The sequence below is a fragment of the Asticcacaulis aquihabitans genome (assembly GCF_032490435.1).
Lineage (GTDB): Bacteria > Pseudomonadota > Alphaproteobacteria > Caulobacterales > Caulobacteraceae > Asticcacaulis.
This window is the reverse complement of the sequence record NZ_JAVGWM010000001.1, coordinates 769,681-792,427: the sequence shown is the minus strand read 5'-3', so window position 1 is coordinate 792,427 and position 22,747 is coordinate 769,681. Positions and strand designations below refer to the sequence as shown.

General features: G+C 58.6%; 15 protein-coding genes. 6 read left to right on the top strand and 9 right to left on the bottom strand.

The features are described 5' to 3' along the window. Positions 1 to 8 precede the first annotated feature (8 nt). From RCJ00_RS03830 to RCJ00_RS03820, 3 genes are all read right to left on the bottom strand, one after another. The gene (locus RCJ00_RS03830; RefSeq protein ID WP_316220374.1) at positions 9 to 2,603 is read right to left on the bottom strand and encodes an N-6 DNA methylase; all 2,595 of its coding nucleotides are present in this window, start codon (positions 2,601 to 2,603) and stop codon (positions 9 to 11) included. A 32-nt stretch (positions 2,604 to 2,635) separates the two neighbouring features. Further along, complete coding sequence (locus tag RCJ00_RS03825; RefSeq protein WP_316220373.1) at positions 2,636 to 5,182, bottom strand: DEAD/DEAH box helicase family protein; 2,547 nt, start codon at positions 5,180 to 5,182, stop codon at positions 2,636 to 2,638. 226 nt (positions 5,183 to 5,408) lie between these two features. Continuing rightward, positions 5,409 to 6,332 carry an NAD(P)/FAD-dependent oxidoreductase gene (locus RCJ00_RS03820; protein ID WP_316220372.1) on the bottom strand — a complete coding sequence of 308 codons (924 nt, stop codon included), beginning with the start codon at positions 6,330 to 6,332 and terminating at the stop codon, positions 5,409 to 5,411. Between the two features lie 127 nt (positions 6,333 to 6,459). Between RCJ00_RS03820 and RCJ00_RS03815 the strand changes: the two genes are divergently transcribed. Both RCJ00_RS03815 and RCJ00_RS03810 read left to right on the top strand, forming a co-directional pair. Beyond that, complete coding sequence (locus RCJ00_RS03815; RefSeq protein WP_316220371.1) at positions 6,460 to 6,873, top strand: RrF2 family transcriptional regulator; 414 nt, start codon at positions 6,460 to 6,462, stop codon at positions 6,871 to 6,873. A gap of 104 nt (positions 6,874 to 6,977) precedes the next feature. Then, positions 6,978 to 8,180 carry an acyltransferase family protein gene (locus RCJ00_RS03810; protein WP_411267519.1) on the top strand — a complete coding sequence of 401 codons (1,203 nt, stop codon included), beginning with the start codon at positions 6,978 to 6,980 and terminating at the stop codon, positions 8,178 to 8,180. A gap of 34 nt (positions 8,181 to 8,214) precedes the next feature. On the opposite strand, the gene RCJ00_RS03805 is transcribed toward RCJ00_RS03810, so the two are convergent. The 3 genes from RCJ00_RS03805 to RCJ00_RS03795 all read right to left on the bottom strand — a co-directional run bounded on the left by RCJ00_RS03805 (position 8,215) and on the right by RCJ00_RS03795 (position 12,065). Further along, positions 8,215 to 9,027 carry a DUF3658 domain-containing protein gene (locus RCJ00_RS03805; RefSeq protein WP_316220369.1) on the bottom strand — a complete coding sequence of 271 codons (813 nt, stop codon included), beginning with the start codon at positions 9,025 to 9,027 and terminating at the stop codon, positions 8,215 to 8,217. A 57-nt stretch (positions 9,028 to 9,084) separates the two neighbouring features. Then, the gene (locus RCJ00_RS03800; RefSeq protein ID WP_316220368.1) at positions 9,085 to 10,362 is read right to left on the bottom strand and encodes a hypothetical protein; all 1,278 of its coding nucleotides are present in this window, start codon (positions 10,360 to 10,362) and stop codon (positions 9,085 to 9,087) included. Between the two features lie 122 nt (positions 10,363 to 10,484). Continuing rightward, positions 10,485 to 12,065 (bottom strand): carboxylesterase/lipase family protein, encoded by a 1,581-nt coding sequence (locus RCJ00_RS03795; protein WP_316220367.1) that lies wholly within the window; start codon positions 12,063 to 12,065, stop codon positions 10,485 to 10,487. Between the two features lie 520 nt (positions 12,066 to 12,585). Between RCJ00_RS03795 and RCJ00_RS03790 the strand changes: the two genes are divergently transcribed. Genes RCJ00_RS03790 through RCJ00_RS03780 form a run of 3 tightly spaced genes read left to right on the top strand, consistent with a single transcriptional unit; the run spans position 12,586 to position 14,665 of the window. Continuing rightward, the gene (locus RCJ00_RS03790) at positions 12,586 to 13,653 is read left to right on the top strand and encodes a hypothetical protein (protein WP_316220366.1); all 1,068 of its coding nucleotides are present in this window, start codon (positions 12,586 to 12,588) and stop codon (positions 13,651 to 13,653) included. Then, positions 13,653 to 14,030: an STAS-like domain-containing protein gene (locus tag RCJ00_RS03785; protein WP_316220365.1), complete on the top strand. Its 378-nt coding sequence runs from the start codon at positions 13,653 to 13,655 to the stop codon at positions 14,028 to 14,030. Before RCJ00_RS03790 ends, RCJ00_RS03785 begins: the two co-directional genes overlap by 1 nt. Continuing rightward, the gene (locus RCJ00_RS03780) at positions 14,030 to 14,665 is read left to right on the top strand and encodes a hypothetical protein (protein ID WP_316220364.1); all 636 of its coding nucleotides are present in this window, start codon (positions 14,030 to 14,032) and stop codon (positions 14,663 to 14,665) included. Before RCJ00_RS03785 ends, RCJ00_RS03780 begins: the two co-directional genes overlap by 1 nt. Before the next feature lie 103 nt (positions 14,666 to 14,768). On the opposite strand, the gene RCJ00_RS03775 is transcribed toward RCJ00_RS03780, so the two are convergent. Both RCJ00_RS03775 and RCJ00_RS03770 read right to left on the bottom strand, forming a co-directional pair. Then, the gene (locus tag RCJ00_RS03775; protein ID WP_316220363.1) at positions 14,769 to 17,006 is read right to left on the bottom strand and encodes a TonB-dependent receptor; all 2,238 of its coding nucleotides are present in this window, start codon (positions 17,004 to 17,006) and stop codon (positions 14,769 to 14,771) included. 292 nt (positions 17,007 to 17,298) lie between these two features. Then, a complete protein-coding gene (locus tag RCJ00_RS03770; protein WP_316220362.1) occupies positions 17,299 to 18,033 on the bottom strand; it encodes a hypothetical protein in 735 nt (244 codons plus the stop codon). A gap of 145 nt (positions 18,034 to 18,178) precedes the next feature. Here RCJ00_RS03770 and RCJ00_RS03765 point away from each other — a divergent pair, with 145 nt between their 5' ends. Then, positions 18,179 to 20,143 (top strand): winged helix-turn-helix domain-containing protein, encoded by a 1,965-nt coding sequence (locus RCJ00_RS03765; protein WP_316220361.1) that lies wholly within the window; start codon positions 18,179 to 18,181, stop codon positions 20,141 to 20,143. 132 nt (positions 20,144 to 20,275) lie between these two features. Here the strand turns inward: RCJ00_RS03765 and RCJ00_RS03760 are convergent, their stop codons facing one another. Then, the gene (locus tag RCJ00_RS03760) at positions 20,276 to 22,609 is read right to left on the bottom strand and encodes a hypothetical protein (protein WP_316220360.1); all 2,334 of its coding nucleotides are present in this window, start codon (positions 22,607 to 22,609) and stop codon (positions 20,276 to 20,278) included. Between the last annotated feature and the right edge of the window lie 138 nt (positions 22,610 to 22,747).

The window sequence follows — 22,747 nt, the reverse complement described above, 5'->3', positions numbered from 1 at the left end:
CTCTTCAATCATGCGGTAACCTCACTCTTGGCCTCTCCCCAGACGCGAGCGATGGCAGCGTCGATCTTTTTCTCGAAGCGGGCGATTAGGTCGCGATTTCCGTTGACGACAGCTTGCTCAGCTTCGATCTCGGCGACGATGGCCTTCTGAGTTTCAATGTCTGGCATCACGAAAGGCATCCCTGACAACACGGACTGGTTGAGATTCTTCATCGTTACGCCGACCGCATTTTCATCGAGATATTGTTTGCCCCTAGGAGATGAAATTTGCATTGCGATGAATTCTGGCGAGCAATGGGGGGCGGGGCGAATGACGAAGCATCCAGTTCCACATAACCAACCCTCCATCTCCTGCTTGATAACAGCGCAACGGCCCATTTCACCGCGCCGTCCGATGATTACTTCGCCAGAATTAACTGTAAACTCCTTCAAACGCTCGATTGTCTTGATTTCTACGCGCTTGATGCCCGCAATCTCCACTAGGCCAGATACAATATTCTTAGGGTTCACGACTGGAACGCCTTCTGGCGCGTAGTCGCTTTCTTTTAGCGAAGTGCCGAAAGGACCAGTCATTATAGTTTTAGCAGCATCGCCAAGCGTCGCCACCGGCCACTCAGGATCAACCGGGATGTGGGGACGATAGTTGTCGATGACGGCGCGGGCACCGTCGATGATGCGCTGATAGCCCTCGACCTCGGCCACGATCTCACGCTGCACCTCAAGCGGCGGGAGGGGAATTTCGAGTTTTTGAAAGAAGCCAGAGTGAAAGCTCTGGACAGTGACACCGGGTTTGATCCCTTCAGCTAAGATTTCTTTGCCGCGTGACTTGAGGTTCCAGAACAGGAACTTGTTGGATAGTTTCGCTTCGTCAGGAATCAAAGCGATAAGGTCTTGGTTGAAACACATATCCCGAGAGGTGAGTGCCACGGGGAAAGTGTGCTGGAGTATGCCTGAGCGCACGACGCAAAGAATTGTCCCGGCAGAAACGAGTGACGTTGCGCTGTTATCGATTGCCTTCTTCGAAACATGATCTTCAGTGTCGACTATTAGATCGACTTTCATGTCCTTTGGCGAAACCCAAGGGATGTCACCGTCCCAAAATCCTTCGTTGGTCTTCGACGGAGTTCCTCCGCTGAGGCGTTTGGTAAGCTCGCCCAAGACGATCATTGGCCACACCCTCTGCACAGACGCCTTTTTTTGATAGCGCTCCGCACTGAGGTTGTAGTCACCATCCTCGGCCAGCTTCTTTCGTTCGATTGCGCTACCGCGGTTGCTTTCCAACTCTTCGCCGCCACCAGTCCGCGCGACCTGCAGCCACACCCCAAGCTCGGCCTTGACCTGCTCCAGTTGTGACCCTTTCACAGCCTTGCGCTGTGCGCCAAGGGCGAAGCCGTCATTTTCGATCTTGAAGAAGGCGACGTGCTTACTCGCCTTGGCCGCCGCGCGGTCAAGGATCAGGATCGAGGTCTTCACACCGGAATAGGGGTTGAATACGCCCGCAGGCAGAGAGATGACGGCGGCGAGGTGGTTTTCGACCAGCATCTTGCGCAGGGCCACATAGGCGTTCTGGCTCTGGAAGATGATCCCCTCAGGCACGACGATGGCGGCGCGCCCATTGGGCGTCAGGTGTTCGGCGATGTAATCGACAAATAGCACTTCGCTGCGTTTTGACTGCACCTGAAAACGGGTGTGCGGCTTGATCCCGCCCTTCGGCGACATGAAGGGCGGGTTGGCGAGGATGACATCGGCCGTTTCGGTCCATTTATCGTCGCTGGTCAAGGTGTCGTATTCCTCGACCTTCGGATCGGCAAAGCCGTGCAGGTAGAGGTTCACCAAGGACAACCGCACCATGTCGGGCGAGATGTCATAGCCTTTGATATTGCGCGCCAGGCGGGTGCGGTCTTCCTGTGTCAGCCGATCACCCGAAAACCGCAGCGGGCTTTCCAGCGCCAGTTCCGCCGCATCCTGTCCTTCGATCACGCCATCGCCGTTGGTCAGGTTGGAGGTGTTTTGCTTGAGGATATGTTTGTAGGCAGAGATCAGGAAGCCCGCGGTGCCGCAGGCGGGGTCCAGGATGACCTCGTGCTTCTGCGGGTTGATGATTTCGACCATGAAGTCAATGATGTGGCGCGGGGTGCGGAACTGGCCCGCATCGCCCTGGCTGCCCAGAACCGAGAGGAGATATTCGAAGGCATCGCCCAGCTTTTCGCTGTGATCATAGGTGAAGGTGTTGATTTCGCGCAGGAAGGCGCGCAGCGTTTCGGGATCGCGGTAGGGCAGATAGGCGTTGCGGAAGATCTGTCTAAACAGCGGCGGAAGCCCATCGTTTTCCACCATCTTGGTCAGGGCTTCGGAATAGGTGTTCAGCATGTCCTGTCCGCTGACGCCGGGGGCAACCAGCCGCGCCCAGCGGTAGCGTTCATAGTCTTTGGTGAAGAACTTACGCTCACCGCCGAAGGCCTCGGACTGAAGGTCCATGTCGTCCATGAACTTGTAAATCAGCGCAACGGTGATCTGTTCGACCTGGCTTTTCGGATCGGGCACCTTGCCGACAAGGATATCGCGGCAGGTATCGATCCGTCGTTTGGTGTCAGTGTCGAGCATGGTGTTCTTTCGTTACAGGCACAGGTTAGGCTTCACAGGAACGGGTTCAGGGACACATAGTCCTTGATATAGTTCGGAATGCCCTTGCGCCATGATTCTGGTACCTGGCCAAGGTCGGCCATGGTGAAGCCGGGGTTTACGTTCAAATCGGCAAAATGGCCAGCGTCGATCAGGGCGCGAAGCCTGGCGTCACGGATATAGGCTTCGAAAAAGTAGCGCATTTCGCGGATGCGATCGGCGTCTTCCGGCTTCTGATCCAGCAGGAATTTCTGAAACTCGTCGTCGATCAACTCGCTTTTGCTCTTGAACTTCGGAATGAAGCCAAACGCCTTTTCGATCAGTTCCCGCACCGAGATGCGGCGATCTACACCGGCGGCGCGGCGCAGTTTTTCCAGGTTGAAATACTCGCTGGGCTTTTCGAACATCTCTTCGACGACGTGGCGCGTGACGGCATCCCAGTCCCGCTGCTCCACCAGTTCGGCAAGTCTGGAATCGGAGCGGGCCGTTTGCTCGAACTTCTGGAATAGTTCGCGGTCGACCCGCATGCCGTCCAACCCGATCTGTTCTTCAAACTGGTAAACGACCTGGTCGGGTTCCATAAATTCGTAAGTGATGGGTTTGGAGGCAATGGTCCAACCCTCATCGCCACCACTGGATAGGGGCATAACGGCAGGCTTTGGCAAAGCCAGCGCCTTATCGTAGTCGAACTTTTCTTCGAAAAATTCGCAGTTGGCAAAGAAGTCAAACAGGCGAAACGCAACCTTTTGCACGTCGCCGCGCGCCGTCTTCAGCGCGGGATCGAAAACCTCTTCCGAGAAGTTGTGCTTTCGGGTTCCGCGCCCCTTCATCTGGACGAAATCCGACGGCGAGAAGATCGGCCGCATGAGCGCAAGGTTCAGAATGTCGGGGCAGTCATAGCCCGTGGTCATCATGCCGACGGTGACGCAGACGCGGGCTTTGCTGGTGCGGTAGTTTTCGACAAAGCCACTATGGCCGCCGAGATTGTTGTTCGCGAAATTGATCGTCATCTGCTGCGAGGCGGGCACCTCGCTTGTCACCTGCATCGCGAAATCGGATTGGTAGCGCCCAGGCCATAATTGATCGGCCAGTTCGTTCAGGATCTGCGTGATCTTGACGGCATGGTTCTGGCTGACGACGAAGGCGATGGCCTTACCAAACTCGCCGGAAATCGGGTCCCGCATTCCGTGTTCCAGAAGCGTTCGGCAGAGGGCCTGGTTGGTGGCCTCGGCGAAGAACCGCTTCTCGAAATCGCGGCCGCCGAAAGCTTCCTTGATCTCGGTACCATCTTCCGCTGTCGTCTCAATGGTGAAGCCCTCGTCTGACAAGAGCTGTGTCGTGACGCTCGTTCGGGCGTCGACGACGTAAGGGTTGATCAGGAACCCTTCCTTCACGCCATCCAGCAAGGAATAGCGGAAAGTGGGGTCACCGGACTCGCAGCCAAACGTCCGGTAGGTGTCGAGCATCATGCGGCGCTCGGCCTCTCGGGGGTCACGCTCGGCGTATTTTGCCGTCTTCGACGGCCTGAGATAGTCCTTTGGCGTGGCGGTCAGGCCCAGCTTGTAGCCGATGAAGTATTCGAACACCGCGCGGGCGTTTCCACCGATCGAGCGGTGTGCTTCATCCGAGATGACAAGATCGAAATCCGTCGGTGAAAACAGGCGGCGGTATTTGTCGTTGAACAGCAGGCTTTGCACCGTGGTTACAACGATATCAGCCTGCCGCCAGTCGTCGCGCTGTTCCTTGTAGATGATGGAGGTGCAGTCGTTTTTCAGATAGGCCTTGAAGGCCTTGTCCGCCTGAGTTTCCAGCTCAAGCCTATCGACGAGAAAAAGCACGCGTTTGGCGTTTGCTGTCTTGAGAAAAAGCTTGATGACCGCCGCAGATGTCAGAGTCTTGCCTGTGCCGGTTGCCATCTCAAACAGAAACCGTGTTGCGCCTTGCTTGGCGGCCTTCTGAATCTCCTGGATCGCCCGTTCCTGGTAGGGGCGAAGGAAGCGCAGCTTTTGTTTTTCGACGAAGGCTGCACGTTCCGCTTCGTTCTTCCAAGCCGCCTCGCTGGTGTAGCCGGGCATCTGGGTCAAAACGATGAAGTCGCGCTCAACTTTTTCGGCAAAGAGACGCTCAGGGTTCGGTTCGAATGCGTAATGGTTTCTAATCCCATCCGGGCTCGGAAAGGCCGAGATGACGGTTGGGTTGCCCTGGTTAAGGTCCCAAAGATAGTGGATGTTTCCGTTGCTCAAGATGATGAAGCGGGCATTCTGAGAGCGGGCATATCTGCGGGCCTGCTCCTTACCAATGCGAGGATCTTTGTCTTCGGATTTCGCTTCGAGGACGATCAGCGGCTTGCCGTCCTTGTCCAGCAACAAGAAATCGATGAATCCTTTCGCGCTCTTTTCGAAGTCCTCGCCGAGGTTTGCGATATGCTCAGGCTTCAGTTTGACATTCGGTTCCAGGACGATGTTCGCAGGGCCGTTCTTATCATCGAAAAACCGCCAGCCCGCCGCTTCCAGCAGCCGGTTGATCTTGATCCTCGCCGTTGCTTCCTTGCGTAATGACAATGCTGATCCCCAATTTGACAACGAGTCGTTGTACACATCCTTTAAAGCACAACCATTACCTATTCTGCTACGTCATAGTTGCCGATGGCATTGAAATCGTTCGGTATAAAAATAGGTCTATCGCGACGTGTCATTTTCGCGCAAGGAACAACGGAAAAGCAACGAGTTCCAATTACGCCTTGTCTTCATAAGTCGCCCGGCGCAGGTGTGTCTGCCCCCGCCAAACCTAGCCATGGGAGATAGCTTCCGACAGGAGGAATCTGTGTGCGCTGGTGCCCGCCAGATTTCCATCTCCGACCGCCAGGGCCACGGAGGCCATGGCGCGCGCGGCATCGCCGCAGGCAAAGACCCCCGGCAGGCTGGTTTCCTTCATGGGGTCGGTCTTGATGACGGCGCCAAGCGGCCCTTGGTCGAGGTCGAGGCCAAGCTGGTGCGGGATGGCGCTGGCGACCTCAAAGGGGGCGAGGGCGAACAATCCTGAGACCGACAGGGTTCGGCCATCGGCAAGTTGCACATCCGCATGACCTGTGACCGCTTGCACGGGGCTGCGTTCAACCGTGACGCCACGGGCGGCCAGAGAGGCCAGCTGATCCTTGGTCGGTTCGAAGGCGTCATTGATGAGGAGCGTCGTCGGGCCCCAATCCGGCAGCATGAGGGCATGGTGCATGGACAGCTCCGATCCGGCGATCACGCCGATCCGGCCCTGGTTCAGTTCGTAGCCATGGCAGTAGGGGCAGTGGAACACGCTTTTGCCCCAGCGTTCCGCCAGGCCGTCTATGGCGGGCAGAATGTCCCTCAGGCCAACCGCCAGGATGAGCGTTTTTGACAGGTATAGCGTGTCCGCGACCGTCACTTTGAACCATGCCTTGGTCCGTGTGTCGGCGGGGAGGGGCTGGGCCGTTTCGGCTCGGCCGGACAGCCACCGCACCGTTGGATATGTCATGACCTGAGCCCGGGCGTTTGCGGCGATGGCGGCCGGATCGACGCCGTCCTGAGTGAGGAAGCCGTGGGAATGTGCGGCAAAGCGATTTCGCCTCAGCCCTTCGTCGATGATGAGGACCTGCCTTCGGGCGCGACCGAGTTGCAGCGCAGCCGACAGCCCGGCGTAGCTGCCGCCGATGATAATGGCGTCGTAAATCGTGTCGGTCATAACCGTCTCCTTATTTCGTAACAACATAAGTGTCGTGAATGGGTGGAGTCAATAGTCATGATACTTCATTTGTATCGTGATGCGTTCGTGCTATATCGGGGCGCGGGTTTAAGAAGGGATTTCAGGTATGAGGCAGGACGGTCGGCTTTCGCGCATGCTGCACGTGTTAATCCACATGGATAAACAGGATGGCGCCATGACGTCCGAGGTGATCGCGCAGATGCTCGATGCAAATTCCGTCGTGATCCGCCGCACCATGGCGGGCCTGCGCGATGCGGGGTTTGTCGTGTCGGAGAAGGGGCATGGCGGCGGCTGGCGGCTGGCGCGGCCGCTGGATCAGCTTACGCTGCTCGATATCTACAGCGCCGTCGGCGAGCCATCGATTTTTGCCGTTGGGCCGGCTTACGACATGCCGGGGTGCCTTATCGAGCAGGCGGTGAATGCGACGCTTACCGGCGTCTTCGACGAGGCCGAGATGCTTTTGCGACGCCGGTTCGCGCAGGTCACCTTGGCCGATATCGCCAAGGGGTTGGTCAGATAGTCACAGGTCCCTCTGGTACCGCTCCCGCCGATATTTACCGCCGGGCGCGGGCGTGTCATCCTCTGGCAAAATAACGCATGGCAAAATAACGCATGGGGGATGAGATGGATGTGAGCCCGCCGAGGTTTGTGGCGTTGGACGTGCTGCGCGGACTTGCCGTTGCGGGCATGGTGGTGGTGACCAGTCCGGGGGATTGGAACAAGACCTATCCGATGCTTTTGCACGCCGCCTGGAACGGCTGGACGCTGGCCGATATGGTGTTTCCGACCTTCCTGTTCGCCGTGGGCATGGCCATGGGCCTGTCGTTTCCGCGTGCGCTTACCACGACGGATGAGCGTCAGCGGTTTTGGTTCCGGGTGGCGCGGCGCGTCCTTGCCTTGGTTGTCCTGGGGCTCATTTTGGCATGGCTCTATGTCGCCGCCATTGGTGCCGGGGCGTGGTTCCCGGGCAAGGCCGGGTTGGAGAACATCCGTATTCCGGGCGTGCCGCAACGCATCGCGCTGTGTTATCTGCTGGCCGCCGTCCTGATCGTCTTCACGGGGCGCACGCAGGCTGACGGACGGCGGGAGCTGAACCCCGTGGCCATCGGCATTGCCGCCCTGTCGATCCTGGTTTTGTACTGGGCGGCCGTGACATTTATCCCCGTGCCCGGCTATGGCGCGGGGCATCTGGATGAGCTTCGTAGTTTGCCTGCCTATATCGACCGCCAGATATTTACGCCGGCGCACCTGTGGCCGCAAGGGTCGGCGGTATGGGCCGGGCCGGTCACCTACGATCCGGAAGGCCTTTTATCGACCTTTCCGGCCGCGGTGAATACCTTGCTGGGCGTGCTGGCCGGGTATGTATTGCGGCGCTTTCCGCAAAAGGCGGCCGTGTATATCGGGGTGGCCGGGGTCGTCCTGTTCGTGGCGGGCCTGTTGCTCGATCCGGTGTTTGTTATCAATAAGCGCCTGTGGACCAGCAGCTTTGCGCTTTTGAGCAGCGGGGTTTCTGCGGTTGCCTTGGCGGGGTTGCTGTGGGGTCTGAGGTTTCAGGTGGCGGAGCGTGTTTTGACGCCGTTGAAGGTGCTGGGCGCCAATGCCATTCTGGTCTTCACCTTGTCGATCGTGCTGGGCATGGTCTATACCTTCCCGCTGTTCGGCAGCGGCGACCACAGGTCATCGATTCAGGGCCAGGCGAACACATTTGCGCTTGGCTTCATTTCCGATCCCTATCTTGCGTCGCTTGCCTGCGCGATGGCCGTGCTGGTTCTGATTACGGCCATCGCCTGGCCGCTCTATCGCCGGTCTATTTTCCTGCGTTTGTAGGGGCGGGTGGGGTGAGCGTCAGGCGACAGGACGGTCAGGCCCGTAAGCGTACCTTGAACTCCCGTTCATAAGGGTCACCAAGCCCCTCAAGCACACCTTGCTGCACCAGGGCGCGCACCCGGGCAAAGAGGACGAGATCGCCGCACTGGAAAACCCCACCACCGTCCCGGAAGGTGTCAAACATCATATCGCCCATCACCTTGCCGACCAGGGTGCGATCAAAGTCCCAATTCGTTGTCGCATGCTTCAGCAGATCGGCGTCGAAATAGTCCATCTGCGCGGAAACCAGACCGTCCGGCGTCAAAACCCGCAAAGGGGCATTTTCGCGTCTCAAGCGGTCCCACAGGTCCAGCCACTTCGACAAGGTGCGCTGATCCGGGGTGACGGCGCGATCCCACAAAGCGTTTTCAGCAAAGCGCTTGTCGGTGACGAGAGACACACATTGTACCGCGTAGAAAATGCCCGGCGTACTGAGGTCGGGAAGAGCCGTATCCGTCACGTCGACCAATTGAAAAGGGGCGTCGCCGTTACGCCGACGCCATTCCAGAAACCCACAATATTCCGCGCTCGACCATCGGGAGAGCCACACAATGCGCGGGCGCGTGTTGTCGAGAGATATCCGCCAGAAGCGCTCAATCTCCGCACGATCCTCTTCGTCGATGTCGATTTCCAGCAAGTCCTCGATTGCGTCGAGCCGCGCGTTTAGGTCATCGCCATCGATTGGCCCTTGAGATAAATTGTCCTGAAGGCCGATCACCTCGTCTTCACGTCCGACCATAGCCAGGCCGTCACGCAGAGAGACAGCCGCCGATGAGGAGAAAACGACATGAAGGGGTGTGCTAGTCATTAGAGTCCTTAATGCGTCGTGTCAGCGTGAACAGGGCAAGCCAGTCGGTGGTCGAGGTTAGATCATAGAATAGTGGTATTGGCATTTGTCCGAGTCAGCAGATGGCACGTATAGGCGTCCAGCAAACAAAATCGGTTGCCACGCTGACGGCTTTAGCGCCACCTCAGCATCGGCGATTTCCGGCCTGTCGTCGGAGCAGGCGGCATGGTTGGCGATGACTTGCCAGCGGCCATCCTTCACCATCAGCAGCGTAATCAGGCGATAGTCGACAGTGCCGTGCTGAACGGGCTTGTCGATGATCATGACGTCGTCGGCGCCGTCATGGTCGATATCAGCGACAACGGCGACGCAGCCCTTTGGATCATTGGCAACAAAACAAGGAGGAAGGCCCTTGAATCTGGGCTCGGTTGTGAAAGGCGCCCCCAACACGCCGCCCGGCACAGGCACTTCGGGCGGGAGTTCTTGCGAGGGCTGAACAACTGTCCGGTTGGCCAGAGCCCGGATCAAGCTGGCGGGAATTTGCCTGCCTCCTGAAGCGATAACGTGAACCTGGCCCATCTTTCCAGCCATTTTGGCGGCTGCGTTCAGCCCGGCGTCGGGACGGTCAACGTCACCATCCTGCATGCATTCGTTGTCGAAGAAATTGACCGGTGTGCCATCGAACCACAGAGTGTCCAGCGTTAAATGCGTTACGGTTGCGCGTGCATTGTGCGACGCCGCTTGGTCGACTACGCAAAAGCGCAGGCGTTCGCGCCGACGCCATTCGCCGCCTTCTTGTTTGTAGATTTCCCAGTGTTCCCGAACGATGGGATGCAGGTAGACTTGCATTGTGCCAAAGCTGACCTGCTCAAGGATAACCTCTTCCTTGCCGTCATTGTCCAAATCGACCATTCGCAGACGGCACTCGGTCGTTTGATAGGCCCAGTTCTTCGGGGGAAAAAGGCAGCGTATCCGGAACCGGTGGCTATCCCAGAAGTTTTCAGGAATAGCTTGACCCGGTTTGAGGTCGCGCGGCACCATCATGCCATCCGTCGGCAACCGCAACTCATCAAGCCGCGTTTCATGCAAAAGGGGCGCTGGAACTTTACAGAAATGCGCACCATTGCAGTCGAACTGGTGACCCTTTTCATACCACTGATACTGTACCGCCACCGAGGTTTGGCGCATGATGGACTTGGGACTGTGCCGCTCGATATCGGTTAGGGCGTCCATGCCCCGTTGACCCGATCTGAGCTTGAGAAAGCCCCAATCGATCTGCGAGGGTTGAATAAACGGCGCCGCGCTAAGTAGAACCTCCCGTTCCACATGAACCGGCGTCGGCAAGATGTTGGGCATATAAAGCACTATCGCGCCCAATGCCACGACACCAAGGGCTAAACCCAAAAGCCATTTTAACACCGTCCTGCCCCCCCCTTTTGTCAAAGCTCTAGCTTTAATCTGCGCCTCCAGTCACCCCATCAATGCATATATAGGATCGGCTCGACTGCCTGATAGCGGCGTTGTTCGGGGAAGGGGGCGCTGAAGGTTTTGACGTCGATGACCTGGCGCTGAATCTTATCGGCATCGGTTGAGGCCTTGACCCAGACGGGCAGGCCGGCGCCATTGGGGTTGCCGGTTTTGATGAAGTTGGCAAAATAGCCGCTCATGATCGACGACACTTTCCGATCGTCTTTGGTCCAGGCGTACAGCGGATTGACGTCCAGATTGCCCAGCGCATATTCGATTTCGGCGCTGTGGACGGCGCCCCATTGCGGCGGGCTGTTCGAGGTATCCGTGACAAAGCGCGGGCGGACACGGCTATAGTAATAGTAGTAGGTCGGCGCGCCCGTTTGGCGTTGCAGGTCGAACCATTTCCAGGTCGGCAGGCCGAGGAAATCGTCGCCCGCCACCGCTGTGGCCGCCGGTAACACCTCGGCATCCGTCGTGGCCGGATAGAGGGCGAAGACCGTATCCGCCTTATCGCCCAGCGCGCGTTTGAGACCGGCGCGATAATTGGCCACCGTGGCCGGGCCGTCGCCAAGGATGGCCGCCCCGCCGGCTTCCTGAGAGTTCGAGCCGACCAGAAGCGGGACATGGGCGGCCTGGCCATTTTTGAACGTCACTTCGGGCGCTTCGGTCAGGAAATAGCCGTCGATCACCACGTCGAACCGCGTCCCTTCGGCCTTGCCTTGCGCGGCCAATAAGGTCTCCGCCGGAAGGGCGCGCAGCTCGGCCAGGGTCGGGGCCTTGAGGGTGGCGGCAAAGGCGGCGCCCGCCTTTTCGGCTTCGGCCTGCGGTGTGGGCGCCCATTTTTGCATGATGGCCCCGCTTTCACCTATGGCGCCGGCGATCTTATCCCGCGACAGGGGCGACGCCATCAGGGTGCTGACCGACATTGAGCCCGCGGACTCACCGCCGATGGTTATGCGGTCCGGATCTCCGCCAAAGGCGGCGATGTTGCGTTTCACCCAGGCGAGGGCCGAGGCCTGATCCAGCAAGCCGTAATTGCCCGAAGCATGGTGCGGCGACGCGGCGCTGAGTTCGGGATGAGACAAGAAGCCAAACACGCCGAGCCGATAATTGACCGTGACCACAACGATGCCGCGCTTGGCCAAAGCCGCTCCGTCATAGCGTTTTTCGGAGCTGTCGCCGGCCATGAAGCCGCCGCCATAGATATAGACCAGGACGGGCAATTTGCCTTTGGGCTTGCCGTCGAGGTGCGCCGGTGTCCAGACGTTCAGATAGAGGCAATCTTCGCTGGGGGGCGGCGAGCGGAACATCATGTCCGAATAGAGCGGTTGTTGCATACAGCGCGGGCCGAAGTCCGTCGCCGGTCGCACGCCCGCCCAAGGCGCGACGGGTTGCGGCTCCTGCCAGCGCAAATTCCCGACCGGGGGCGCGGCAAAGGGGACGCCGCGAAAGACCTGGACAGACGGGGCGGTGGCGTCTTTCACGCCTTGCAACTTGCCGGCCTCGGTCGACACGACCGGATCGACCGCCGCGTTCGCCATCGTGGCCACAAACCCAAGCAGCAAGACCAACCCAAAGCGTGCGCGCATACCGTCATCCTTCCCTGTTCGAGCCGCGTCCGTAGACCTTACCGGCTTCAGTCGTCTTATAGTGCAGACCTATGGGGAGATGGTAACATGAGATGCGGGGGCAATGGGACTGTAAATTTGTTACATGGAGGGTGGTTGGATGATGGGGCATGACGGCGACCTCTGCGGCTGATGGCCTTTAGGCCATGTCTGGGTTTGCGATCATGATGGCTCAAGCGGGCAAATACGCTAGGCCGAGTTAGTGGTTTACACTACTGAGAAGTGACCTGAGGCAGGTGTATCTTGCTGCGTGCAAGCCAGCACGCAGCGGATAATAATTCTTGCGCTTTGGAAATTTACAACTTGATTATTTTGAGCAACTTGCGGTAGCTGGAGGAGATGCCTCAATCAATAGGGCAAAAAAATACGGCAGGAAATGAAGCTACTTACCTTCGAATACAGACGACGTGCGCAAAGGATAGCGCGGCTTCGTAGCATGGCTCGGGCGCGCTGGAAAGCAAGCGTGAAGCGGAGAAATGGAATGGTCAACCCGACCTGCACATTGACGGCGAGTTCCGAGAATAAGGGGTCCTTTAGGATGGCTTCGGCATCTCTCAAAATGCCAGCCATCTTTTGTCTCCATGAGAATTATGGGGAAACGGTGGCCATGCTAGCCAAAATTAGGGAGATGAATGAAAAGGCCTATAAGGCGACAAGGAAAGGTCGGCTAAAGCTGAGGCCGAGTAAGATCAAGTGGATCGATATGTCGACCACGGAGAGAATAGGTCCATCGGCCGCGCTAGCCCTTGCATCCGAGTTCCACCGGCTCCATTACCTTGGTCAAACATCGAGTACCGCGATCGACATTCACCGCTGGAAGCCGGAGGTTATTGAAAGTTTGAGGCAAATCGGCTTGCTGGATATTTTGAAAATAACCAGCAAGAGCAAGAAGCCGCTCGTAAATGTTGGGACGACAGCGATCTTGCCCCTTCGATCGGCAAAGAGCGTCATTGGTGCCGAGGCCGACGAGCTCAACGGCGAGATTGCGGGTATTGTTAGTCAAATAGATTTTAGTGACGAATTACGTTCAGAGGTGTATGATGTTTTGGTTGAAGCCATGGACAACGTCGCCACGCACGCCTATCCCGACAATGCCGTCTGGGCCTTTACGCACGCCAAGGCGTGGTGGATGACGGCAGCTGTGAATGCCGACGAAAGAAAATTAACCGTGGTAATTTATGATCAAGGGGTGTCGATTCCTGTGCGACTTCCCACATGGCAAAATTACTATCTCGCTGATAGGCTGTTGCAGAGATTGGTTAGTAGGTTTTTTGGAACGAGATACGAAGTGTCCGATCGAACCAAAGATGGATTGGTAATCAGGACTGCAATGAAAGTAGCGGTTACGTCGACAGGGAAGTCGTATCATGGGAAGGGGTTGCCGCGTATGAAGGCATTCATCGAAAAGTGTCGGGGTGGGTCGCTGCGCATACTAAGCCGATCCGGCGAGTACCGCTTCCATAAAAAGGACAAGGTTAAGAGCGACAAGGATCTCAGTCACGATGTCGAACTTGGCGGAACTTTGATCGAATGGGAGGTGTCGTATTGATGTCAAACGCAATTGCTGAAACCCCCGAAGTTAACGGTCCGGCTTCTTACATCAAGATTGCCGAGGATTACTCCCGCACGCCTGGTGGCCGCAAGAAGGTGACGGGGCCGTTTTCCGGCGAGGAATTCCGTGAGAAACTGCTAGTGCCACACCTGAAATCGGCGCTATCAGGACACGGTTACGTCAATGTCGTCTTGGATGGCGTTGCCGGTTATCCGGTCTCATTCCTGGAAGAGGCGTTTGGCGGTTTGGTGCGTGTGGACCACTTCGCGAAGGCAGATCTGAACAATGTGCTGAAAATCACTGCAAATTCGGGTCGCTTCCAAACCTATAGCGATTTGGCGCGCCGGTTTATTGAGACGGCCGAAAACGAATAATGGATTTAAATGGGGGAGATACTTCCAGGCATATCGTCTCGATAACGAGTGATGTGTCATTTGGAGGTAGCCATACGTCTGGCTTAATTATCGTCTTTCTCACAGCGCTTCTTGGCGCTTCGCTGGGGTTTTTGTCGAACTTCGTTTTGACATACCTTAAAGCGAGGTCGGACAACTCCACGAATATCTGGAACAAGTACTGCGACAGCATCACGGTCGCGGGCAACTATTCGTCGGAATATTGGTGCCTGCCTATGCAGAGTGTACTCCCTGGCAATGCGTCAGAAAAAGCTAAGGCGTTGAAAATCCAGGGCCAACATCTTGAGGCCAAGATAATCGGCATCCAGCAATATCTAATTAATCTGGAGGCTATGCTCGATAAGGAAATCCCCGATGCGGACCTCGCAGACCTAAAGGTCGCGAGAGAAGATTTCTATATCTCGTTGAGCGGGGGTGATTTTTTGGAGCGTAATGGGCAACAGGCCGTTGAGAGGGCGCGTAAGGTGCAATTCGATGCTGCGGTATATGTTGCCCTAGTTCAAAAGGGCATACGGGAACGATTGAAAACGAGAACAATTCTTAGGCGACTAGGCCAAGTTATGGCCATCCGCTTTGCGAAGCGAAAGTCGTCCTGAGCGGAAAAACATTAGCCGGCGTAGGACTCAGTTGTCCAATGCTTTAGGCTGCTTTCGCAGAGCTTTATCGGGTAGCCGCATCGGCAAGGCCCGGTATTAGCTTCTAATTTTCCTTTTTGGGCATCGGGGCAAAGCGCGAGAATTGCCGGCTCAGGCTGATCATGAAGGTCGGGGATTGGCGGCTGCTGACGAAGCGGGTTTGCAGGAGCGGGGTGTCGATCACCGTTACTGTGCGGGTTTGGCGGAAGAGGTCGTTGACCGAGACGTCCAGATCGATATTCGGCGTCAGTTTGTGACTGTAATCGAGGTTCGCCTGGCCCGAGCCAGTGGTGTAGCCCTGGCTACTGAACGATTTGCCAATCATCTTGTACGTCGCGGAAAAGCGATCGCCCTTAGGGAAGTTATATTGAATGGACAGACTGCCGTCCGTCGACGTGCCCGACCGGACGCCGTCGATCTGGGGGTTGCGCAACTCATTATGGGTTAGGCTGGCGTCGGCAGTCAGGGTCAAGGCTTTGCTGACCTGTTTGCTGAGGGTGGTGGCAAGACCGAAGGCATTTTGTTGGCGCCAGTTTACGCGCATGGTTTGCATGACGATATTGCCCAGGCCCTGCGGGTCGGGAATGATCTGCGAAATGGTTGAAATGGTCCGGGTGTCGCGGCGCCAGAAGCTTTGGACGGCGTAGTTCAGCGTCTTTCCGTTGAATTCGTAGCGCGCCTCGATCGCGTCGTTTTCCTGCGGTTTCAGGTCCGGATTGCCGGCTTCGACGGAGGTATCCGACGAGTAGACGATATGCGGATTGAGATCGGCGGGTTCCGGGCGTTGCTGGCGATGGGTGTAGTTGAAGCGCAGCTTTTGCGTCGGTGAAATGACGTAGGTGGCGTAGAGGCTGGGGTTCAGGCGGGTATAGGTCACCTTGCCTTCGGTGCGATAGGTCAAGTCGTTGGTGGTGAGAGATAGCGCTTCGCAGCGCACGCCGACCAGTACGGTCCAACGGGGCGTGAGTTCGCGCTGGAACGTTGTGTAAAAGGCCGACACCACCTGATGGGAGCGGAAGGCGTTGGTCAGCAACGGGTTGATGACCAGGCTGGCATCGTCGGCGCCAGGGCCGAGAACCTGGCTGTTGCGGGTATTGTCGTCGATATCGATCTCTCCGCCCACGGTCAGTTGATCGTCGCCGACGGGGGTATTGTATTCGGTGCGGAGGGTGGTCTTGCGCCGATCTTCATCCCGGCTGTTCGTCTGTATCCGCGTGCCGACATTGGCCGGGATGGTCGAGATCAGATAGGTGTTGGCGCTGCGGGACTCGCTTTGCCACGCGTTTCGCGCCACGCTTGCGTCGATCTTAAGCGTTTCGTCGGGCTTTTTGCCGTAGTGGGTGTAGTTGAGCGATAGGCCTTGGCTTTCGATGGAGAAGTGGCCCCGGTCCGTCTGGTCGAAGCGGTTGATGATCTGGCCGTTCGTCCCGATGGTGGTCGATTGCGACACATTGGTCGTTTCCGAAGGCGTGCGGTTGTAATTGACGGCCGCCGCCAGGACATCATTAGGCCCGGCGTCATATTGCAGGTTGGCGGACAGGAACGGTCCGCTGTATCGGTTGCGGCCTTCGCTGGTTGAGGTCGAGGATTGGGGAGGGGCGGTGAGCGTGTCGAACGCCGTGATTTGCGCACTGGACCGGTAGGTGTCGCTGGCGTTGGAGTAGCTGGGCGTGAGCGTCAGGCTCCATTTGCCCTTGGTTATCGCCAGAAACCCCGCCTCAAAGTTCCCTTTCGGTGAGTTGAATGTAGCGCTAACGGCGCCAAACAGGCCGGCGGGCATGTTGCGCTGGGTATTGATATTGATGATCGGCGCGCCATCGCCGGAGGAAAATTGCGAACCCGGATTGGAGATGACCTCGATCGTGGTGATATAGGCCGACGGCATGGACTTCAATGCCAGGGCGCGATTGTCACCGGACAACATCAGCGAGGGGCGGCCGTTCAAATAGACGACGACATTGCGCCCGTGATAGGTGACCTTGCCCGCGGGATCGACATTGACGCCGGGGATTTTATTGAGGGCGTCGGCCGCCGTGCCGGTTTGGGCATCCACGTTCTTGGTGACGTCATAGACCTCACGGTCGTTGGGGGCCTTTTTCTTGCCGGTCACGGTGACGGTCGTGGAGTCCGGGGGCGGCTTGGTTGCCGACTCGTCAGTGGTTTCGGCAGGGGCCGTTTGGGGATCAGGCGTCTGGGATTCCGGCGTTTGGGAATCCGGCGTTTGGGATTGGGCCGTCGCCCGCAGCGCAAACCCGGAGCTGAGACACGTCACAGCCAATAGGATACGCACAGATGATTTCACGATGGCCCCCTCAGATTTCGATCGATTTCGAAAACCGGCGGCCTTCGCCAACCGGGGGCATGCGGTGGCCCGATCACGCCATCGCTCTTTGGTATGCTGTCACCATAGGGTACACAGGTTGGCTTGGGTAAGGCAACCTTTCGCGAGTGAGTGCTGCGCAATTATGGGTGTAAATCGGCGCATTTTCGTTCATCCTATGGCGGTATCATCAGACGGGAGGGGAAATGCCGTTTAACGCCGTCAGGACATTCGGTGTCTTATTGGGCGCGGTCGCGCCAAATGATCCTGCCCCTCAACCCCCGATAAGGCTCTGAGTCAGGCGGAGAACGGGAGGCGAGAAAGCCAGCACGCCAATGGCGAGTTGGAGCGCGGTCAGGACCAGGATCACCACCAGATAGGCCGGATGGACCCGTTTGCTGTGTCTGAGGTCATAGGCCATGCCGAAGGCGACGTAGAGGATCATGCAACCAAACACCGCCCATGGCGCCAGGGCGCCAAGCAGCGGCATGGGCAGGATGCGCCCAAAGGCGGGCGATATCACCAATATGGTGGCGCCGAGCATCAGCCGCTTATGCCAGGCCGGCGAACCGCGAAGCGCGATGGCGGCGGTGACAAGGCCCAGGAAGACGAGCACGGCCAGTCCGTCAACAAGCAGAAAGACGCTGGGCGGAAAGAAGGGCGGCACGGCGCCGCGCTGAAGGCAGGCTATGGTGGTAAAGAGCCCGTAGCCGGTCATGACCGCGGCCAGGCACGCGCCGAAGATGCCGAGCCTGCGGTGCAGGGCGATATTGTCCGCCACCACAAGGGCGTTTTGCACGACATAGAGAATGACCCAACTTGCGAATATCGCCGCATGGACATGCACATGGACCGGTAAGGTACTGACATTGAAATGGTACCGCGCGGCGTTCAGTCCGAAGCCGATGACGACGGTGATCATGATCAGGATGGCCATGCCGAGGAAAAACCGGCGGTCATGGGCGGCGGGGCTGCCGGATGCGGGCAGGCTTAGGGGCGATGGTGACATTGAACAGGCTCCGTGTGGGTCATGAAGGGGTATGACCCGGAGTCTTCGGCCGAAAACAGGACCTGAACCTGACGGAAACCTGATTTTCTCGCGCGGGAAAGCCTGTTAGGTTTGAGTCCTTCACGGAGAAAGCCGCGCCACACCTATGTCCAGCCCGCTCGCGCACCTGAACGATCTGAACATCGGCCGATTGCGGATTAAGCCGGCGGCGTGCGAAGTCGTCCGTGGCGCGGAGGCCTGGGTCATTGAGCCCCAGGTTATGCGCGTCCTGGCCCTGCTCGGGGCGCGCCCGGGCCAGGTCGTTTCGCGCGGTGAAATGGTCGATGCGTGCTGGGACAGCCGGGCCATCAGCGAAGACGCCATAAATCGTGTCTTGTCGCGCCTGCGCCAACTGGGCCGGGACACCGGTGAGTTCCACATTCGCACGGTGCGAAAGGTGGGGTACCGTCTCGAAATCCTGGCGCCGGTGGCGATGCCGCAAGAGACGCCGGAAAAGATGACAGAGGCGGAGCCGCCGAAGCCGACCCCGGACAGGCCTCATTGGCGCAGGCTTTGGCTTTACGGCGCGGGCGGAGTGCTTGCGCTTCTGCTGGGGCTTGCCATTTGGTGGGCCGCCTCACAACACCTGTTTGTTCAAAACGGCTTCAGCCTCGCCATTACCGATATTCGCGCCGATACGCCGGCCGCGCTGCCGCCGGAAAGACTGAGGTCGGCGCTGGCGCACACCCTGTCGCAGATGCGGGGGCTTAAACTGGTTGCCCCGTCCAATGGGGGCGCAGAGGCGGACTATAGCTTGTCAGGCTATATTGGCGGGACGCCGGCCGTGCCGGTGATCGAACTGACGCTCAGCGATACGCGTTCCCACACCCAGGTGTGGAGCGCCCGCTTCGATCAGGCCCTGATGACGGACCCCAGCGCATCAGACCGTGCGGTGGCGGCCACCGCGCGCTATCTGGCCGTCGTGTTGGGGGAGCGCGTGGCGGGGCCGAAATCCGCCGGAGACCCGCCTCCGGCCGAGGTGGCGACGCGGATCAGTGAAGGGCAGCGCGCCTTGTCCCAGGCGCATGAGGCCCGGCACAATCGGGACTGGCCGCGGTTTGAGCGATTGATGGCTGAAGTGGACGCCGCCGCGACGCGGGCTCTGGCCGTCGATCCCCAATCGGCCGGGGCGTTGATGCTTAAATATGAGGTGGATGCCCTGCCGCTCTATCCCCGCTCAGGGGAAAGCCAGACGCAGTTTGCCGACCGTCAGCAGCGTGCGCTGAGTTATTTGACACGGGCCGTCACCGCCGATCCGGACAACCCGGATGTGCTGGCCGCGGCGGGGCGCGATATGATGGATCGCCAAAGGTGGGACGACAGCGAACGGCTATTGGTTAGAGCCGTGGCGATCGATCCCAATTCGCGCGACGGCACGCTTTGGTATAGCTACTACCTGGGTTTGATGAACCGGTGCGGCGAGGGGCTGAAATTGGCGCGTCTGGCCGCCGCGCTGGCGCCGGACGATATCTGGCGGCAACTGGCGGTGCCACGGCTTATGCACTGCGCGGGGCGAAAAGCGGAGGCAGCCCGGATATACACCCGCTTGATCGATCAGGACCGGGGGAATGTCTTTGCGGTGCGTGAATACTATCTCATGCTCCTGGCGCAGGAGGATCCGAAGGCGCTGCGTCAGCTCAGCCATCATATCCGCCATGATTTGTGGCGTGACGGTCCCACGGGCGGGGTCGCCGATTTTCTGCACCGGATTGACCTCGCGGCAGACGCGCTAGACGGCAGGGCTGCGGCGTTTCACGCCATACTGGACGGTGAGATGACGGTCCTCGACACGCCCAAACTGGCGTCTGACGGGTTTGGCAAAAGCTATGGCGACAGGCTGTTTGTGCTGGGTGTCGAATACGGCCATACCGGCCAGGCGGACAAGGCCATTGCCTGTCTCAGCCGGGCTGTCGAGCAATCGTCACTCTATCTTCCCTGGGCCTTGCCCTACGGGGCGTCGCCCATGCCGCGTGATGTGACCCGACGCGCTGAGTACAGGTCCATATGGCGACGCTCACCGCAGATCGTCGCGTTGATCAAGCGACGCAAAGGCAGCGGCTGGGGTTGGTGACCGGCGGGCGTGCCCATCTCGAGGGCTCGGAGGGTTCCATGACCGTCAGGGACGCAAGGTGGCGGCGCGCCGTGGCAAATCTCGAAACAATGACGATGCGCCGGCTTTCGCCAGGGGCGGTCCATTAGCGGATCAGGTGATCCAATCGCTCAGGGTTTGGCTGATCTGGCATTTATCTTTTTCACAGTGGATGCGGAAAGCGCCGCCCACCCATTGCGCCGACCAGTTGACATAATAGTCGTTTCCGTCAAGCGAACGAAAAACTTGTGTCAATTCAGGTGGATAGAAGGGCGCTTTTCGGTCCAGGCGTTCAAGGTCCTTAGACGAATAGACGATCAACCGGAAAGGCGCCTGAGTAATGCCTGAAAACAGATCGATATCCGATACCAGGATGAGTGTATTGCGCCGTTCGTGGGGCGGTGACTTGCCCAAGGCTTCGAGTATGACGTTGTCGCTATTGGCCTCGGGATGGGGGGCCACGATCAAGGCGGCGGTATCATGTCCGACCAGCCGTTCAAGGACCAATTTGGCGACGGCGCTGTCGCGTGGGTCTGTTTTCGGGTTGAAAGCCGTAAGGGGTAGCGCGTCAATGCCATCCGGCAGGCCATCGCCGTCGCTGTCGACGGCATCCGGCTTAAGCCCCAGGCGCGCTTCCTCGATATCGGTCAAACCGTCATTGTCGCTGTCCTTGCGCAGGTCTGCGAGGGGAATATCGAGATAGAGGCCATCTGCCTGGCGGGCGTAACCTGTGGCTACCGGCGGGAACCGGATCGTTTTCGGATCAATTTCCCGTATCTGGACTTCCAGGTTCAGGTGATCGCCGTTGAGCAGGGGCAGGTGCGATCCCGGAGTGACAACATATGGAAAATAGGTTTGCAGACCGAGGTACAGGGGCGGCTGCCAGGTCCCGTCGCGCCGCAGCACCAGCCAGAGGCCCGAAGCGCCGACTTCTCCCGCCATGTCGTATTGTGATGACGCGTAGATGACGGCCGCATCCTTGCCGGTGGCCTCGTAACGCAGAACGCTGTCGGCCGGGATGGGCAGTTTAAGGCCTTTCGGGAGGGACGGTTGTTTTTCCGCGCTGTTCCATGCTTTCACGCCGGCAGGCAGGGGCGCTTCTGTCCAATGCGGGCTAAACGCGGCGCCGGAGACATGAAGCTGGCCACCAAGCGGTTTAGGGGTCGTTGTTGGGCGCGCGGCGGCGATGCGTGTCGCCCATGCATCCTGACAACTCTTGATGTCTGCCGGAACCAGATCAGCTAACCGAGGGAGGATGGCGGGTTCACTGGCGCCGTCCGCATAAGGGACCTGGTTGGCAAGCCATTGCGCCATATCGGCGTACCCGGCCCCGGCGAGACGATCATGAACGAGGCGCCGGATAGCCGGTGACGCCTGGGCCTGCGCGAACAGCCAGCCATCGCCAGCCAGACTGGGGATGCTGTCACACGGCGATCGCTTTTCCGGCGTCTCGGGTTTGGGCAGGCCGCCGATGTAGAGATCAAATAACGCGACATCGGAGCGATTGTGTTCGAACAGGTCATGCATCATGCCGGTGTCCGATGCCCCCGTGCGGGCGAGAAGGGCGCGGGCGTCGTCCCGATGATCTGACAGCCAGAGCGCCGCCGCCAGCCGGTTGACGAAAGGATCGGCATAGACGTGCTGGCACGTCTGGTTGGCGTTAGCCGTATCAAGCCATAATTGTTGCCGCAGGGCTTCGGGATAGCCCAGGTATTTTTCGGCGGCATCGTGGTCGAACCCAAGCCACAATAGCTGGTCCAGCGCATATCTGGCAATCGCTACGCGCCACGCCTGGGCATTCGGTTTGTCCGCCAGTCGTGCCTCTGTCAATTCCAGAATGGCCGCCACCCCGCCACTCATTTCATCGGGCGTGCCGGAAAAACCAAGGTCAATCGATGGTGGCGGTACGGATGGATTGTCGGATACGGCCAAAAGCACGGCTAACAGATAGGCTTGTTTGTGACCGTAATCATATAGTCTGACGAAGATTGACAAGGCGGCGGCATGTTCCCGCACCAGACGAATGACCGCAGCCGCATCCTCACGATCGTCCGCATCGCGTGCCACATCGAAAAGGAGTGTGCCGGTCGGTTCCGCCATGGCGGTTCGCCTTGCCTGCTCGATAAGGGGGGCGTCGGGTGCGAGGGGACACTTTCCATCACAGGCATGGAAGTAGCTGACCTTTCCGACAAGCAGTTCGGCATAGGCCTCTGCCTGAGCCGGCGTCAGGTTCATGCGGCGGGCAAACTCGGCGATGGCTGCCGCCTGAGACTTGGTCTCGGTCGCAGCCTCATATAGCTGGTCCTCGAAATCGAGCGCTTTCTTGTCGCCATATTGCGACCAGGATTCATCGACGAACGTCTTCCAGGCTTTGGGTGTGATTTCAGCGGCTGTGGTCGAGCCGGCAGCGAGCGTGAGAAGCAGGGCCAGGCCCAGGCTACGAAACATGATGATCCCCCCATTTGGCGGCAGCTTATCACAACCTGGCCGGTATACCAGTGCCAAGGACGGCCCACCACCGGGGTAAGCCGGGCAGGTGGCAGGGGGCAGGACAAAGGCTGGTTAGTCGCATTGGTCGTATTGGGC

Bases quoted from the DNA above. Each gene is read 5' to 3' on its own strand.
- RCJ00_RS03800 (WP_316220368.1), bottom strand. From the start codon at position 10,362: ATGCCCAACATCTTGCCGACGCCGGTTCATGTGGAACGGGAGGTTCTA.
- RCJ00_RS03795 (WP_316220367.1), bottom strand. From the start codon at position 12,065: ATGCGCGCACGCTTTGGGTTGGTCTTGCTGCTTGGGTTTGTGGCCACG.
- RCJ00_RS03765 (WP_316220361.1), top strand. From the start codon at position 18,179: ATGTCCAGCCCGCTCGCGCACCTGAACGATCTGAACATCGGCCGATTG.
- RCJ00_RS03790 (WP_316220366.1), top strand. From the start codon at position 12,586: ATGGTCAACCCGACCTGCACATTGACGGCGAGTTCCGAGAATAAGGGG.
- RCJ00_RS03830 (WP_316220374.1), bottom strand. From the start codon at position 2,603: ATGCTCGACACTGACACCAAACGACGGATCGATACCTGCCGCGATATC.
- RCJ00_RS03805 (WP_316220369.1), bottom strand. From the start codon at position 9,027: ATGACTAGCACACCCCTTCATGTCGTTTTCTCCTCATCGGCGGCTGTC.
- RCJ00_RS03810 (WP_411267519.1), top strand. From the start codon at position 6,978: ATGGATGTGAGCCCGCCGAGGTTTGTGGCGTTGGACGTGCTGCGCGGA.
- RCJ00_RS03820 (WP_316220372.1), bottom strand. From the start codon at position 6,332: ATGACCGACACGATTTACGACGCCATTATCATCGGCGGCAGCTACGCC.
- RCJ00_RS03785 (WP_316220365.1), top strand. From the start codon at position 13,653: ATGTCAAACGCAATTGCTGAAACCCCCGAAGTTAACGGTCCGGCTTCT.
- RCJ00_RS03770 (WP_316220362.1), bottom strand. From the start codon at position 18,033: ATGTCACCATCGCCCCTAAGCCTGCCCGCATCCGGCAGCCCCGCCGCC.
- RCJ00_RS03815 (WP_316220371.1), top strand. From the start codon at position 6,460: ATGAGGCAGGACGGTCGGCTTTCGCGCATGCTGCACGTGTTAATCCAC.
- RCJ00_RS03760 (WP_316220360.1), bottom strand. From the start codon at position 22,609: ATGTTTCGTAGCCTGGGCCTGGCCCTGCTTCTCACGCTCGCTGCCGGC.
- RCJ00_RS03780 (WP_316220364.1), top strand. From the start codon at position 14,030: ATGGATTTAAATGGGGGAGATACTTCCAGGCATATCGTCTCGATAACG.